Origin of the sequence: Salinivibrio sp. IB872 (assembly GCF_001995345.1) — a bacterium.
GTDB classification, from domain to species: domain Bacteria; phylum Pseudomonadota; class Gammaproteobacteria; order Enterobacterales; family Vibrionaceae; genus Salinivibrio; species Salinivibrio proteolyticus.
The window spans coordinates 128,364-141,312 of the sequence record NZ_MUFO01000002.1; the positions used below are offsets into that span (position 1 = coordinate 128,364).

Sequence of the window (12,949 nt, forward strand, 5' to 3'; positions counted from 1 at the left end):
TTTTATTGAATATTATTGTGGTACAGCGCTTTGTATTTTTGCACGATGTTTTCTTGACTGAACTCTGCGAGCTTATTCTCTATGGCAGTCTGTTCAGATGGACTCCAATGATGCGTTAAGGCAATGTGCATTTTCTCAGCCATGTCAGCGGGCGCTTGCTCACATAGATAGTGTGCTAACTCACCAGACATAATTTGTCTCACCCCACCTTCTGAGTCCGTGCAAACGATGCGAGTGTTACAGGCTAAGGCTTCGAGTAAGACCATTCCTAGCCCTTCAAACCGTGAGCTGAGCACAAATAAGTCGGCTTGCTTGAACCAAGGGAAGGGATTCTTGCGGGCGCCTTTAAAGAAAACACGATCCTCGATACCGAGTTGCTTGACGCGTGCTTCAATATTTTCCCTGTCTTTTCCTTCGCCGACAATGACAAGATCATGCGTGACATGATGCTCTGTCATTAACTGGCAATAGGCATCCACCAACAGGGTGAAATTCTTCACTTGAGTGAGGCGTCCCAAGCCGAGTATAAATGGGCGAGGATGCATGTCCGGCTCATCCTTCTCCGCTTGTTTTCGGATATAAGCCGCGTTATTAGGGTTACTGATCACTTGAGAGTGAGAGGGAGAGAGTGCGTACTGCCGCTTGAGTGCTTGAAAGCTATCATGAGCGCCTTCAGAGACACAAACGATGTTTTTGTGATCAAAGAGTGCGTGATAAACCCGATTTGAAAATGCACCGTACTGTCTGGGCTTTATGATGTTTTCACAGACGTAGACAAAGCGCGGGTTTTGAAGAGGCCAAAGTTGCTCGAAGGTGCCTTGTCCACGGAAAATGATTAAATCGAATTTGCCCTTCTCAGCTTCTAGCTTCTTAAGTTTTTTTTGAAAGAAATAGCCAGTCAAGTAAGCAAATAATAGCGGGAATGATTTACTCACCACGCTATTTATAAGCTTACAGAGTAGGTAGTAAAGTGCGCCAATACCTGTCGTCATTGCTGCCTTTTTAAGGTTAAACAGCTGAACGTCTACCTTTTCGTTAGGCTGGATATCGATGGGGCGATCTTTTAAGTAAATAAGCGTCGCCTCATGCCCTTGCGCAGTAAATGCTTCTGCAAGGTTTACAGCGACACGCTCCATGCCGCCGAGTTTTAAGCAGTTAACAACCACAGCAATACGCATCAGTTATTATCTCTTCTTAGCATTTTCACTTGAGTGAGACTGTATATAACCCCTGAGATAATCACAAAGCTAAACACGCCATAACTACGACTATTAAAGGTTTCGAATCCATTGATGATAAACCAAAAGAGGTAGAAACATAGCGCAAGGATGAGCGTCCATTGAGGCGTCATACCAGCTTTATAACCTTTGTAGGCCTTTATACAAGGCAGAATATACAGCGCTAAAACAAGTGAAAAACCGATGATACCGTATGCGACCAGCAACTCAATGTGATTGCTGTGCAAGTGAGCAAGGTCTTTTAAAGAACCACTCGTGCTATTTTTTAACGCCATCAGTTTATCTGATGAAGTAATCACATGCTTGATCCCATTTTCACCTAGGCCGAGGATTGGGTGTTCAGCAATGCTCTTTGATGCATCAAGCCATGAGTTGATGCGTATTCCGATACTTGTCATTGGAATATTATCCAAGTCACCGGATATCACCTTGGTCAAGACCGATTGCTCTTCTGACGCACGGCTTTGAATGTATTCGGACTGGGATGCGGCAAGCAAAACGAGTAGGACAATGGCGTAGCTAATAAATACCGATTTTTTTGACTTAATGATCCCTGATAGCGTAAGTATCAGTGGCAACATAAACATAACCGCAACCATGGCAAGCCAGACTTGACGAGATTGGCTGACGATGGCAAGCACAACAGAAAAAGAAAGTGCGGTCATTAAAAGTAGACTCAATACACTTTTTACTTTAAAGCTTGTCGTCGCATGCTTGACGGCAAAAAATAGTCCAAAGCAAACTAAGGCGACGGTTCCTGCAAACATGGAGGTAAATTGCGCGTTTTTCAAACCAAAATTAACGCGCCTAAGCTGCAATGCTAAATCTACTTGATGGCGAAAGTCACTTTGTGTGACACAAGCGATAAAAATCCCGATTGTAAAAAGCACCAGCGTCGTAATAGCGGCTTTATTATTTCCTTGAAGCACAAGGCCAATTGGTATAAAGATAAATAGTTTCGCCAATCTATCAAAGTGCGGGTAATCATTCGCAAGTTGCGGGATATGGATAGTTCCATTAAACCACCCTAATCCTTGAATCACTATTGCACCACCAAATATCCAAAAAAAGGCATCTTTTTTGAGAAAGTGTCGGTGTGTGATTAATAATGGCACACTCAGCGCGAGAAAGAGTGCACGAAATAACTCGCCAGCGTCCGGAAACGCAATAGCAGTCAGGGCATAACCAAAAAGAAAAAAGCGTGCTAAGTGATAATAGCGCTTATCTTCAAATAAATTAAACAATGATGGGGCTGTGACTTGGTTCATTGGAGGATCCTAGTTACTACTTGGTCAGGGTCCAAATCGTTTAAACATTTTAAATGCCCTAACGGACATTCGCGTTTAAAGCATGGGCGGCAGTCGATATCGGTGTGAATAATATCGACTTTATGGGTTAATGGGGGCGTATATTCCGGGGATGTGGAGCCATATACCGCAATGACATGACAATTTACCGCGGCAGCGATATGCATCAGACCCGAGTCGTTGCTGACCACGGTTTGGCAGGCGCCGAGTAAGTCAACGGCTTCAATCAGGCTGGTTTTCCCCGCTAATACATACATGTCATCTTGCTGGCCAGACAGTGCGGCAATGTTTTCACAGGTTTCAACGTCTTTTGCTGAGCCGAACAGCCATACTTGGTAGCCTTGTGCAATCAGCGCTTGTGCGACCGCGGCATAGTGGCGTTCGGGCCACTTTTTCGCTGGGCCAAATTCGGCCCCTGGGCATAAACCAAGCACGGGCTTATCTTGATTCAGCCCCAGTTTTTTGACCACGGCCGCTTGTGCGTCAGGGTCAATGGTTAACTCAGGTTTTGGCAGGTCTTCAAGACCGCCGAGTGAGGCTGAGCTTTGCATCTCAGCACGAGGGTGAGCCAATGCGACATAGCGCTCAACCATGTACTGAAAGGCTTGCTTGTTGGGGCGTAAGTCATTCAGCAAGCCATACCGCATTTCACCTTTCCAGCCTGTGCGCACTGGAATATTGGCAAACCAAGGGATCAGTGCCGATTTGGCCGAATTAGGCAACACATAGGCGTGATCATAGTGGTGCTTTGCGAGTGCTTTACCCAATTGGCGACGTTTACCGAGCGCAAATTCGCCATGGCCGAGCGGCATCTCAATGCTGCGATTGACCTCTGGCATGCGTGCTAAAATTGGGGCACACCACGCTGGTGCCATCACATCAATCTTGGCGTTAGGGTGCCGTTGCTTAATAGTTTTATACAGTGATTGTGACATCACCATATCGCCTACCCAAGAGGGACCAATGACCAGTATGTTCATCATGCTGCCGCCTTCTTTTTTGCTTCTTGATAAATGTTGCGGCCATCTTCTCGGGTCCGGAGAAGCTGAAGAATCCACATATATTGGTCTAGCTGTCCTTCTAGCATTGTCTCGATTTGCGCATTCATAGCGCGTGCATCTGTCTGACTTTCGCCGGTCGGAAAGTCGTTGAATGCGGGATAAACGGTGATGTTAAATCGCCCTGTTTGGGCATTAAAGCCGGACAATACCGGGACAATATGGGAACGGGTCACTTTGCTTAGCTTACCCAAACTTGGCAAGGTGGCTTTGGTGGTGGCAAAAAACGGCACGAATTCGCTGCTTTCATCACGCATATCTTCATCGGGCAAGTAGTAACCTAGAAATCCGCGTTTAACGGCGCGAATAAAGGGTTTAATTCCGGCCTCACGTTCGTAGCAGTTCCCGCCGTATTGCACGCGTTGGCGATGCATCAGCCAATCCAGCAGGCGATTCTTTTGTCGTTTAGAAAAGGCCGCCACTGGAAGCCCTTGAGAAGCAAACAGAATGGCTGCGGCATCAATGGCCCATGTGTGGGGGACAAATAGGATCACCGCTTCGCCATTATCCGTGTGGCGAGTGATATGCTCCATGCCCGCGACGTCACAGTGGTGTTGAAACCAATGGCGGCTTCGCAAGGTGATCAGCGGAAAGCTAAGCAAAAAGGCCCCAGCCGTGGTTAAGATTTCTACCAAAATCGCCTGACGAGCCTCGGCGGATTTGTCAGGAAAGCAGGCTTCGAGGTTAAGCCATGCATTCAAAATGGTACCTTTTTTCTTTGCTACCAGTTTGTTGGCGACCCAGCGAGAAAAGCGATACTTCGCCTTAGCTGGAATGAGTAAACAAACGGGAAGGGCAACCAAAAGCATCAGCCATGTGCCCCAGTATTTGGGCGCCAGATAGGCACGCGAAAATTCTGGGTTGTAGGCATGCGCGTCGTAATCGTGTCGCTGTTTTGTCATTGCTCTTTCTCACGCCCCAGCCTCACTGGGGCGAACTATTGTTATTAGCGATTAATTTCGGCCAAATACGCGGCAACACCTTCAGCAACGGTTTTAAATGTTGCGGTGTAGCCTGCCTCTCGAACCTTGGTGAGATCGGCTTGCGTGTAGGCTTGGTAACGGCCTTTCAGGTGGGCAGGAAATGGAATTTCTTCGATTTCGCCTTTGCCGTGAAACGCGATCACTGCATTGGCAACGGCGCTGAATGGCTCAGCACGGCCGGTACCGCAGTTAAAAATCCCAGAGATTTGCTGCTGCCAGAACCAGATATTCATTGCGCAAACATCGCCGACATAGACAAAATCACGCTTGAAGGTATCACTGCCTTCAAAAAGTTTGGGATTTTCACCGTTTAGAATTTGTTGGTTAAGGTGGTAGGCCACTGAGGCCATACTGCCTTTGTGCTGCTCGCGTGGGCCATACACATTAAAGTAGCGAAAGCCGGTGATAGGTGGCAGTGTTTCACCATGAGCTGCCGCATCGTCCCATACGCGACGGACATAGTTATCGAATTGCTGCTTCGAATAGCCATAGACATTGAGTGCCCCTTCATAGTCGGGCGCTTCAATAAAATCGCTGTCGCGGCCGCCGTAAGTGGCTGCTGACGAGGCGTATAAGAATGGAATATCACGCTCAATACAATAATGGAGTAGCTCTTTGGAGTACTCATAGTTATTGAGCATCATGTACTTACCATCCCACTCTGTGGTGGAAGAGCAGGCGCCTTGGTGAAAAACCGCCTCAATAGGACCAAAGTCATCACCCGCCATAATTTGGGTGAGGAAATCGTCTTTATCCATGTAGTCGGCGATATCGAGATCAACGAGGTTAGCGAACTTGGTGCCGTCTTTTAGGTTATCGACCACCACAATATCGCGATAGCCTTGCTGGTTGAGTGCTTTTACTAAGTTGCTGCCGATCATGCCGGCGCCACCTGTCACAATTATCATATCATTACCTAAATTTTTGCCTGACGACAGACGCCGTCGCCTTCGCTGTTGTCTGTGATAGTATGGTTTAGCATCAACCGGGCAGAGGACAGAACCATACATGAAAACCCGCGATCGAATTATCCATGCTGCACTGGCTTTGTTCAATCAACACGGCGAGCCAAATATTACCACAAACCATATTGCGGCTGACCTCGGTATCAGCCCGGGCAACCTTTACTATCACTTTCGCAATAAAGAGGCGATTATACACAGTATATTCGACCAATACGCGCAAGATCTCGCCTTGGCGTTTGATCCTCATCAGCCCCGCGACGATACCCAAGCCCTGTTGCAGCATTATTTAGACGCGACGTTTAGCCTGATGTGGCGGTATCGGTTTTTTTACGCCAACCTGCCCGACATCCTGCGCCGAGATGAAGCTTTGCAACAAAAGTACTTGGCCGCCCAGCAACAGCTGCAAGTCAATTTAATGACCATACTTCAACACTATAGCCAAGCAGGCTGGCTCGCGCTGGATGAAAGTGCCCTTAGTGCTGTTGGCGAAACCCTGAAGTTGGTGGCGTCGAGCTGGATTTTTTACCAAAGCGCCCAGGCTCCCCAAACGCAAATTCACGCGGGGGTGATTTATAAAGGCGTACTGCAAATGCTAGAGCTTCTCAGGCCCTTAACCACCGCACAAGGACAAGCCGCCATTGGTGTATTAATAGACCACTATCGCAAGCAATTAGTTCGCCAAGATAAGCATGCTTTAGACACGCTGAACTGAGTAGTTCGGCGGYTTGCCTGCTTAGCTGCGCGATATTCAAACAAGATGACAGCGATTACACGATATGAATCACTGTCTGACATCCCTTATTGGCACCCGGGTATTTAACGTGCCATGATAGCCGCCATCATTCGCTGCCACCGTTAGGCAGCGACCTTCCTAAAGTAATCATCACAGCATGGAGATTGCGATGACGGCTGCCTTCTATCAGCAAATTCGTCACCAGCTTGAGCAAGTAAAAGCTGATGGCTTGTACAAAAGTGAACGTCTTATTACCTCGCCACAAGCGGCCAGTGTTGCCGTCAATCATGAGCAGCAGGTACTGAACTTTTGCGCCAATAACTACTTGGGGCTGGCGAACCATCCTGAGTTAGTCAAGGCTGCCAAGGCAGGGATGGATGAGCACGGATTTGGTATGGCGTCGGTACGGTTTATTTGTGGGACGCAAGATGCACACAAAACCTTGGAAGCCAAGTTATCTGACTTTCTCGGGATGGAAGATACCATCCTGTATTCCTCATGCTTTGATGCTAACGCGGGCTTGTTCGAAACCATTCTCGGCCCTGACGATGCCATTATTTCTGATGCGCTAAACCATGCGTCAATTATCGATGGCGTACGCTTGTGTAAAGCGAAGCGATTCCGTTATGCCAACAACGATATGGACGAGCTGGAAGCCCAGCTTAAAGCCGCGAAAGCCGCCGGTGTGGCGAATATCTTGATTGTGACTGATGGTGTCTTCTCGATGGACGGCGTGGTGGCGAACTTACCAGCTGTGTGCGATCTGGCGGAGCAATATGGCGCGCTAGTCATGGTGGATGATTCCCACGCGGTTGGCTTTATGGGCGAGCATGGCCGAGGGACGCACGAATACCATCAAGTGATGGATCGTGTTGACATCATCACCGGCACCTTGGGTAAAGCCATGGGCGGCGCGTCAGGGGGCTACACCTCAGGCAAAAAAGAGGTGATTGATTGGCTACGTCAGCGTTCGCGCCCTTATCTCTTCTCCAACTCGCTGGCACCTGCGATTGTGTCTGCCTCTATCCGTGTACTGGATATGCTAGCCGAAAGTGAACACTTGCGTGAGCAGCTTTGGGACAACAGCAAGCACTTCCGTGCACGCATGACGGAAGCTGGCTTTACGCTAGCTGGGGCCGATCACGCCATTATTCCTGTGATGCTTGGCGATGCCAAAGTGGCCAGTGAGTTTGCCGAGCGCATGATGGAAGAGGGCGTCTATGTGGTGGGCTTCTCCTACCCTGTGGTACCGAAAGGTCAAGCTCGTATCCGCACCCAGATGTCAGCCGCGCATACACGTGAGCAATTGGACCGAGCTATTGATGCCTTCATTAAAGTAGGCAAAGAGATGCAACTGATTGGGTAATGTCATGACACAAACAACCATGAAAGCTTTGGCGAAACTCAAAGCGGAGCCCGGCATTTGGATGACGGAGACCGAGCTTCCCGAGCTGGGGCACAATGATCTACTGATCAAGATTCGAAAAACGGCTATCTGTGGCACCGACGTGCACATTTACAAATGGGATGAGTGGTCGCAAAAGACCATTCCGGTGCCGATGGTGGTCGGCCACGAATATGTTGGTGAAGTGGTTGGCATTGGTCAAGAAGTGCGTGGCTTCTCTCTGGGCGATCGGGTTTCAGGGGAAGGGCATATCACTTGTGGACATTGCCGCAACTGTCGCGGCGGTCGTACTCACCTGTGTCGCAATACTGTTGGTGTGGGCGTTAACCGCGAAGGTGCCTTCGCGGAGTATCTGGTGATCCCTGCGTTTAACGCGTTCAAAATCCCGGATGAGATCTCCGATGATTTAGCCTCGATTTTCGACCCATTCGGCAATGCGGTGCATACGGCGCTGTCCTTTGATTTGGTGGGCGAAGACGTGTTGATCACCGGCGCAGGGCCGATTGGCATCATGGCCGCTGCAGTGGCCCGTCATGTTGGGGCGCGTCATGTGGTGATCACCGATGTGAATGAATATCGCCTCGAGCTTGCTCGTAAGATGGGTGTCACACGTGCGGTCAATGTGGCTGAGTCATCTCTGGAGTCGGTGATGGAAGAGCTTGGCATGACGGAAGGCTTTGATGTTGGCCTCGAAATGTCTGGGGTGCCGGCGGCGTTTAATAGCATGCTGGCGGCCATGAACCACGGTGGCAAGATTGCGCTCCTTGGCATCCCACCGAGTGATATGGGCATTGATTGGAATCAGGTGATCTTTAAAGGGCTCGTGATCAAAGGTATCTACGGCCGCGAGATGTTCGAAACCTGGTACAAGATGGCATCGTTAATTCAATCTGGTTTGGATTTAACCCCGATCATCACCCACCACTACAGCGTGGATGACTTCCGACAAGGCTTTGATGTGATGTGTTCAGGGCAATCAGGGAAAGTGATCCTCGATTGGCAGCGTTAATGCCTCTGGTGTAGCAGCGCTGATGTGCGCAAAACACCCGCACGCCCACCTATTTGGTGGGCGTTTTTAATCCAGCCAAGGGAGTGGATTGGTGGTGTTGCCTTTGCGGCGAATTTCGAAATACAAGGAAGGGGTGGATTGGCCACCGCTGTCGCCGACCAAGGCGATAGGCTCACCGGCGGTCACGGTATCGCCCACATCTTTTAGCAAAGCTTGGTTATAACCATACAAGGTCATGTCACCTTTACCGTGGTCTACGGCAATCAATAGGCCATAGCCACGCAACCAGCTCGATAGCACCACTTTACCCGCATGCGCCGCTTTCACTTCGGTGCCGCGCTTGGCGCCAATCACCACACCGTTCCAACTGACTTGGCCGGACTGACGTTCGCCAAAACGGTGTAATAACCTGCCTTTGACGGGCCAAGTGAGCTTGCCTTTGGCATTCGCAATCCCTGCCATCTTCACGGTGGCGCGTCGTGCCGCCGCGGCGATTTCTTCTTGTAAACGTTGTTTGTTCGCGTTGAGTTCCGCAAGGTAGGCACTGTCACTGGCAATTTGTGCGCGAATTTTTTTCGCCGTTTGACTTTGTGCGTTTTGCTCGCTTTCCAAATCCCGCTTTTTCTCTTGCAGTTCGGTGACTAAAGCAGACTGCTTATCGCGTTGTTGTTTCAATTGGTGCGCGGTTAACTGATATTCGGTGCGTGTGGCGGCGAGGGACTCAATCGCAGCTTGACGAGACTGTGCCAAGGTTTCGGCATAGCGTGTGAGTCGGTCTAATTGTGCAATGTCGTCGCCACTGAGTAGGCGCTGGAGCTGATCGTGTTGGCCTTGACGGTATTGTGCGTCCAGTAAGTCGGCCAGTAAGGCTTGCTGGCCAATCATCTCTTGTTGGAGACGGGCCTGTTTTTTAGTGAGTGTCTCAATCTCGGCTTCTGTATCACCAAGAGCGCTCTGTGCAGAGCGAATTCGTTTCGATAGTGTTTCAATCCGCGTGGCTTGCGCTTTTAAATCCCGTTGCAGGTGATTCAGTTTTTTGTTGTGTGCGGCCAATTGCGATTGTTGGCGAGCGATTTCATCACTGACGCCTTCCAATTGGGAATTGGCGCTCGTTGAAAAAGTGAGCAGGCACAGAAAAACGCCAGTGCACAAGGCACTGGCGCGGAGGGCTGTCAAAAAGCGTGTTCGTTTCTCCCGCATGAGGGGATTATTTCAGATCGAACACCGGCTTGCCAGTCATCTCTTCTGGAATCTCCATACCGGTCAAGGCCAGCATGGTTGGGGCCAGATCAGACAGCTTGCCGCCTTCTTTTAACGTGATGTCTTTGCTGCCCACATACATCAGTGGCACTGGCAAATTGGTGTGCGCGGTGTAAGCGCCACCAGTGTTTGGATCCACCATCATCTCGGCGTTACCGTGGTCGGCGGTAATCAGCATCTGACCGTCCACTTCTTTAATCGCTTCCAGCACGCGACCAATGCAATGGTCTACCGCTTCACATGCCTTCACCGCGGCATCGTACACGCCAGTGTGGCCGACCATGTCGCCGTTCGGGTAGTTACAGATGATCATATCGAACTTGCCAGATTTGATCGCCGCAACGAGCTTGTCGGTTAACTCTTCTGAGCTCATTTCAGGCTGCAGATCGTAGGTTGCCACTTTTGGTGAGGCAACCAAGGCACGTTCTTCGCCTTCAAACACGGTCTCGATACCGCCGTTAAAGAAGAAAGTCACGTGAGCGTACTTCTCAGTTTCAGAGATGCGCAGCTGGGTTTTACCGTTTTTCGAGAGCCACTCACCCAAGGTGTTGGACAAGCTCTCTGGTGGGAAGGCGACCGTGGTATCGATGTCGGCTGCATATTCTGTCAGCATCACAAAGTCAGACAGCTCAGCGTATTTTTTACGCGTAAAGCCATCGAAATCCGGCATAAAGGCGCGGGTCATTTGACGCGCACGATCGGCACGGAAGTTCATGAAGATGACTGCATCGCCGTCGTTGATAGTCGCTTTATTGTCACCGTCGCGATAAATTTCGGTCGGCGCGACAAACTCATCGTTTTCTTCACGGGCGTACGCAGCCTCTAGGCCCTCAACCGCGCTGGTGGCCGTGAACTCGCCATGAGCTTGAGTAAGCAGGTCATAAGCGCGCTCAACACGGTCCCAGTTGTTGTCTCGGTCCATCGCGTAGTAGCGGCCCACCAAAGATGCAATGCGGCCTTTACCCAGCTTGGCAAACAGGGTATCAAAACGCTCAAGTGATGCTTTGGCGCTACGCGGTGGCGTATCACGTCCGTCGAGGAAGCAGTGCAGGTAGATTTGGTCGGCACCGCGTTCAGCGGCAAGCTCAACCATAGCCGCAATATGATCTTCATGACTGTGTACACCGCCTGGTGACATCAGACCCATAATGTGAACCGCTTTACCTTTGTCTACCGCTTTATCAACGGCAGCAGTCAGCGCTGGCGTTTGGTTAAATTCACCATCTGCAATGGATTTGGTGATCCGAGTCAAGTCTTGGTAAACCACGCGGCCAGCACCAATGTTCACGTGTCCCACTTCTGAGTTACCCATTTGCCCGTCCGGCAGGCCCACATCGAAACCTGATGCAGAGATCAAGGTGCTGTTAGCGGCCATCAGGCTATCGAGTACCGGGGTGTTGGCGTTGGTGATCGCATTATCGCTTTGTGGATCGCGATAACCCCAACCATCGAGAATCACCAGTGCGAGTGGTTTTTTTGCAGACATATTACGTCCTCTCAATTCAAGCTAAAGACTGACATTGGCTGCCATAAGACAACCACTGAGGCTTGATGCCGACCCGAGCTGAGCAGCAGCATGACTCAATGGTCATTGAATGAGCGTAATTTTACTACATTTTACGCCGCGATATGTAGGCTAAGATCAATTATCCCCGCTGACAAGTTGACCGTTAGGCTTGCCAATGCCCCTTGAGTCCCCTCATTATGGCGAAGATCCAGCCGGCTTGCGAATGGCTTTGCTCGATTTCTGCTATTGGTGAAACCTTCTTTCTTTTCAAGTTATTGAGCGGATGGGGAAAACCGTGCTAGTCATCTGGCAAGTGAGCGAGCGCGCGGATTTACGCGGACAGGCTGTAAAACCATGGCGAGCAAGTTATACTCGACACCATTTTTCACCCTTGATGGATTCTCGCGACGCGAGTCAGCAAGCAGTATAGAGCAAAGATTATGCAGGAATATATCGATTTCGTCTCCAACAACATGCTCCTCACTTTGGCATGGGTAGGTTTAGCCGCAGCACTGCTAATGTCCTTAATTAAGCAGAAAACCGCGGCATACAAAGTGGTTGCGCCGAACCAAGCTGCGATCATTACCAACCGTGAAAACGGTGTGTTTGTCGATATCCGTAGTCGTGATGAGTACCGTGCTGGCCACATCACTGGTGCTATCAACCTTTTGCCGAGTGAAATCAAATCGAACTCACTGGGTGAGCTTGAAAAACACAAAAATGACCCCATCATTGTGGTATGTAAAACAGGTCAAACGGCGGCAGAAAGCGCAAACCAGCTAGTCAAAGCTGGGTTTGACACTGTGTATGTACTGAAAGATGGYCTCACCTCTTGGAATGATGCCAATATGCCACTGGTTCGCGCCAAAAGCAGCAAGGGCAAAACCAAGAAGAAAAAGTGATCATCAACTCAAATATCGAGCGGTCGCATGACGCGGCGGCTCGCTTTTTTTAATGTGCTGGGCACATTGAGCCAATTTAAAGTAAGGATTAACCATCATGGCTGAAGCAGAAACCAATCAACAAGCCGAGCAAAATTTCGCTATCCAACGTGTGTTTTTGAAAGATGTGTCTTTCGAAGCGCCAAACTCTCCGGAAGTGTTCCAACAAGATTGGGCGCCAGACGTTAACTTGGATCTCGACACGCAAAGCCGTGAGCTAGGCGAAGGCATTTATGAAGTGGTTCTGCGCCTCACGGTGACAGTGAAAAACCAAGACAGCAATGCCTTCCTTTGTGAAGTGCAGCAAGGCGGTATTTTCTCAGTGACYGGCATGGAAGCGCCACAATTGGCACACTGCTTGGGTGCATTCTGCCCGAACATTCTTTTCCCGTATGCCCGTGAAACCATTTCAAGCTTGGTCGTCAAAGGCACCTTCCCGCAATTGAACCTTGCTCCTGTTAACTTTGATGCGCTGTTCATGAACTATCTGCAACAGCAAGCTGACGAGCAAAAAACCGAAGACGCGCAAGCGTAAGGATTGGC

12 protein-coding genes are annotated in these 12,949 nt (G+C 49.8%); 5 read left to right on the forward strand and 7 right to left on the reverse strand.

Features of this window, described 5'->3' with window-relative positions; translation table 11 throughout:
* Positions 1 to 2: 2 nt before the first annotated feature.
* From BZJ18_RS01575 to rfaD, 5 genes are read right to left on the reverse strand one after another with little or no spacing between them, the layout of a single operon-like run.
* A complete protein-coding gene (locus tag BZJ18_RS01575; protein ID WP_077455076.1) occupies positions 3 to 1,178 on the reverse strand; it encodes a glycosyltransferase in 1,176 nt (391 codons plus the stop codon).
* Entirely contained in the window at positions 1,178 to 2,506 is a 1,329-nt protein-coding gene (locus BZJ18_RS01580) for an O-antigen ligase family protein (RefSeq protein ID WP_077455077.1), read from the reverse strand. The genes BZJ18_RS01575 and BZJ18_RS01580 overlap by 1 nt, the downstream gene beginning before the upstream one ends.
* On the reverse strand, positions 2,503 to 3,525 hold the full coding sequence (waaF, locus tag BZJ18_RS01585) for a lipopolysaccharide heptosyltransferase II (protein ID WP_077455150.1): 1,023 nt from the start codon (positions 3,523 to 3,525) through the stop codon (positions 2,503 to 2,505). The genes BZJ18_RS01580 and waaF overlap by 4 nt, the downstream gene beginning before the upstream one ends.
* Positions 3,525 to 4,505: a lipid A biosynthesis (KDO)2-(lauroyl)-lipid IVA acyltransferase gene (locus BZJ18_RS01590; RefSeq protein ID WP_077455078.1), complete on the reverse strand. Its 981-nt coding sequence runs from the start codon at positions 4,503 to 4,505 to the stop codon at positions 3,525 to 3,527. The genes waaF and BZJ18_RS01590 overlap by 1 nt, the downstream gene beginning before the upstream one ends.
* Before the next feature lie 44 nt (positions 4,506 to 4,549).
* Positions 4,550 to 5,494 (reverse strand): ADP-glyceromanno-heptose 6-epimerase, encoded by a 945-nt coding sequence (gene rfaD, locus BZJ18_RS01595; protein WP_077455079.1) that lies wholly within the window; start codon positions 5,492 to 5,494, stop codon positions 4,550 to 4,552.
* Between the two features lie 100 nt (positions 5,495 to 5,594).
* Between rfaD and BZJ18_RS01600 the strand changes: the two genes are divergently transcribed.
* The 3 genes from BZJ18_RS01600 (at position 5,595) to tdh (ending at position 8,698) form a co-directional block, all read left to right on the forward strand.
* Positions 5,595 to 6,263, forward strand: coding sequence for a TetR/AcrR family transcriptional regulator (locus BZJ18_RS01600; protein ID WP_069590877.1), 669 nt, complete (start codon positions 5,595 to 5,597; stop codon positions 6,261 to 6,263).
* A gap of 190 nt (positions 6,264 to 6,453) precedes the next feature.
* Complete coding sequence (locus BZJ18_RS01605; protein ID WP_077455080.1) at positions 6,454 to 7,650, forward strand: glycine C-acetyltransferase; 1,197 nt, start codon at positions 6,454 to 6,456, stop codon at positions 7,648 to 7,650.
* A gap of 19 nt (positions 7,651 to 7,669) precedes the next feature.
* Positions 7,670 to 8,698 (forward strand): L-threonine 3-dehydrogenase, encoded by a 1,029-nt coding sequence (gene tdh / locus BZJ18_RS01610; protein ID WP_108743101.1) that lies wholly within the window; start codon positions 7,670 to 7,672, stop codon positions 8,696 to 8,698.
* 66 nt (positions 8,699 to 8,764) lie between these two features.
* Here the strand turns inward: tdh and BZJ18_RS01615 are convergent, their stop codons facing one another.
* The gene (locus BZJ18_RS01615) at positions 8,765 to 9,874 is read right to left on the reverse strand and encodes a peptidoglycan DD-metalloendopeptidase family protein (protein WP_241824895.1); all 1,110 of its coding nucleotides are present in this window, start codon (positions 9,872 to 9,874) and stop codon (positions 8,765 to 8,767) included.
* 31 nt (positions 9,875 to 9,905) lie between these two features.
* A complete protein-coding gene (gene gpmM, locus BZJ18_RS01620; RefSeq protein ID WP_077455083.1) occupies positions 9,906 to 11,444 on the reverse strand; it encodes a 2,3-bisphosphoglycerate-independent phosphoglycerate mutase in 1,539 nt (512 codons plus the stop codon).
* A 461-nt stretch (positions 11,445 to 11,905) separates the two neighbouring features.
* Here gpmM and BZJ18_RS01625 point away from each other — a divergent pair, with 461 nt between their 5' ends.
* Positions 11,906 to 12,367 carry a rhodanese-like domain-containing protein gene (locus BZJ18_RS01625; RefSeq protein ID WP_077455084.1) on the forward strand — a complete coding sequence of 154 codons (462 nt, stop codon included), beginning with the start codon at positions 11,906 to 11,908 and terminating at the stop codon, positions 12,365 to 12,367.
* Between the two features lie 97 nt (positions 12,368 to 12,464).
* Positions 12,465 to 12,941 carry a protein-export chaperone SecB gene (gene secB, locus BZJ18_RS01630; protein WP_069590868.1) on the forward strand — a complete coding sequence of 159 codons (477 nt, stop codon included), beginning with the start codon at positions 12,465 to 12,467 and terminating at the stop codon, positions 12,939 to 12,941.
* Positions 12,942 to 12,949 lie beyond the last annotated feature (8 nt).

Coding starts and splice junctions, on each gene's coding strand:
- BZJ18_RS01605 (WP_077455080.1), top strand. CDS start 6,454: ATGACGGCTGCCTTCTATCAGCAAATTCGTCACCAGCTTGAGCAAGTA.
- BZJ18_RS01590 (WP_077455078.1), bottom strand. CDS start 4,505: ATGACAAAACAGCGACACGATTACGACGCGCATGCCTACAACCCAGAA.
- BZJ18_RS01600 (WP_069590877.1), top strand. CDS start 5,595: ATGAAAACCCGCGATCGAATTATCCATGCTGCACTGGCTTTGTTCAAT.
- BZJ18_RS01575 (WP_077455076.1), bottom strand. CDS start 1,178: ATGCGTATTGCTGTGGTTGTTAACTGCTTAAAACTCGGCGGCATGGAG.
- gpmM (WP_077455083.1), bottom strand. CDS start 11,444: ATGTCTGCAAAAAAACCACTCGCACTGGTGATTCTCGATGGTTGGGGT.
- waaF (WP_077455150.1), bottom strand. CDS start 3,525: ATGAACATACTGGTCATTGGTCCCTCTTGGGTAGGCGATATGGTGATG.
- BZJ18_RS01580 (WP_077455077.1), bottom strand. CDS start 2,506: ATGAACCAAGTCACAGCCCCATCATTGTTTAATTTATTTGAAGATAAG.
- tdh (WP_108743101.1), top strand. CDS start 7,670: ATGAAAGCTTTGGCGAAACTCAAAGCGGAGCCCGGCATTTGGATGACG.
- rfaD (WP_077455079.1), bottom strand. CDS start 5,494: ATGATAATTGTGACAGGTGGCGCCGGCATGATCGGCAGCAACTTAGTA.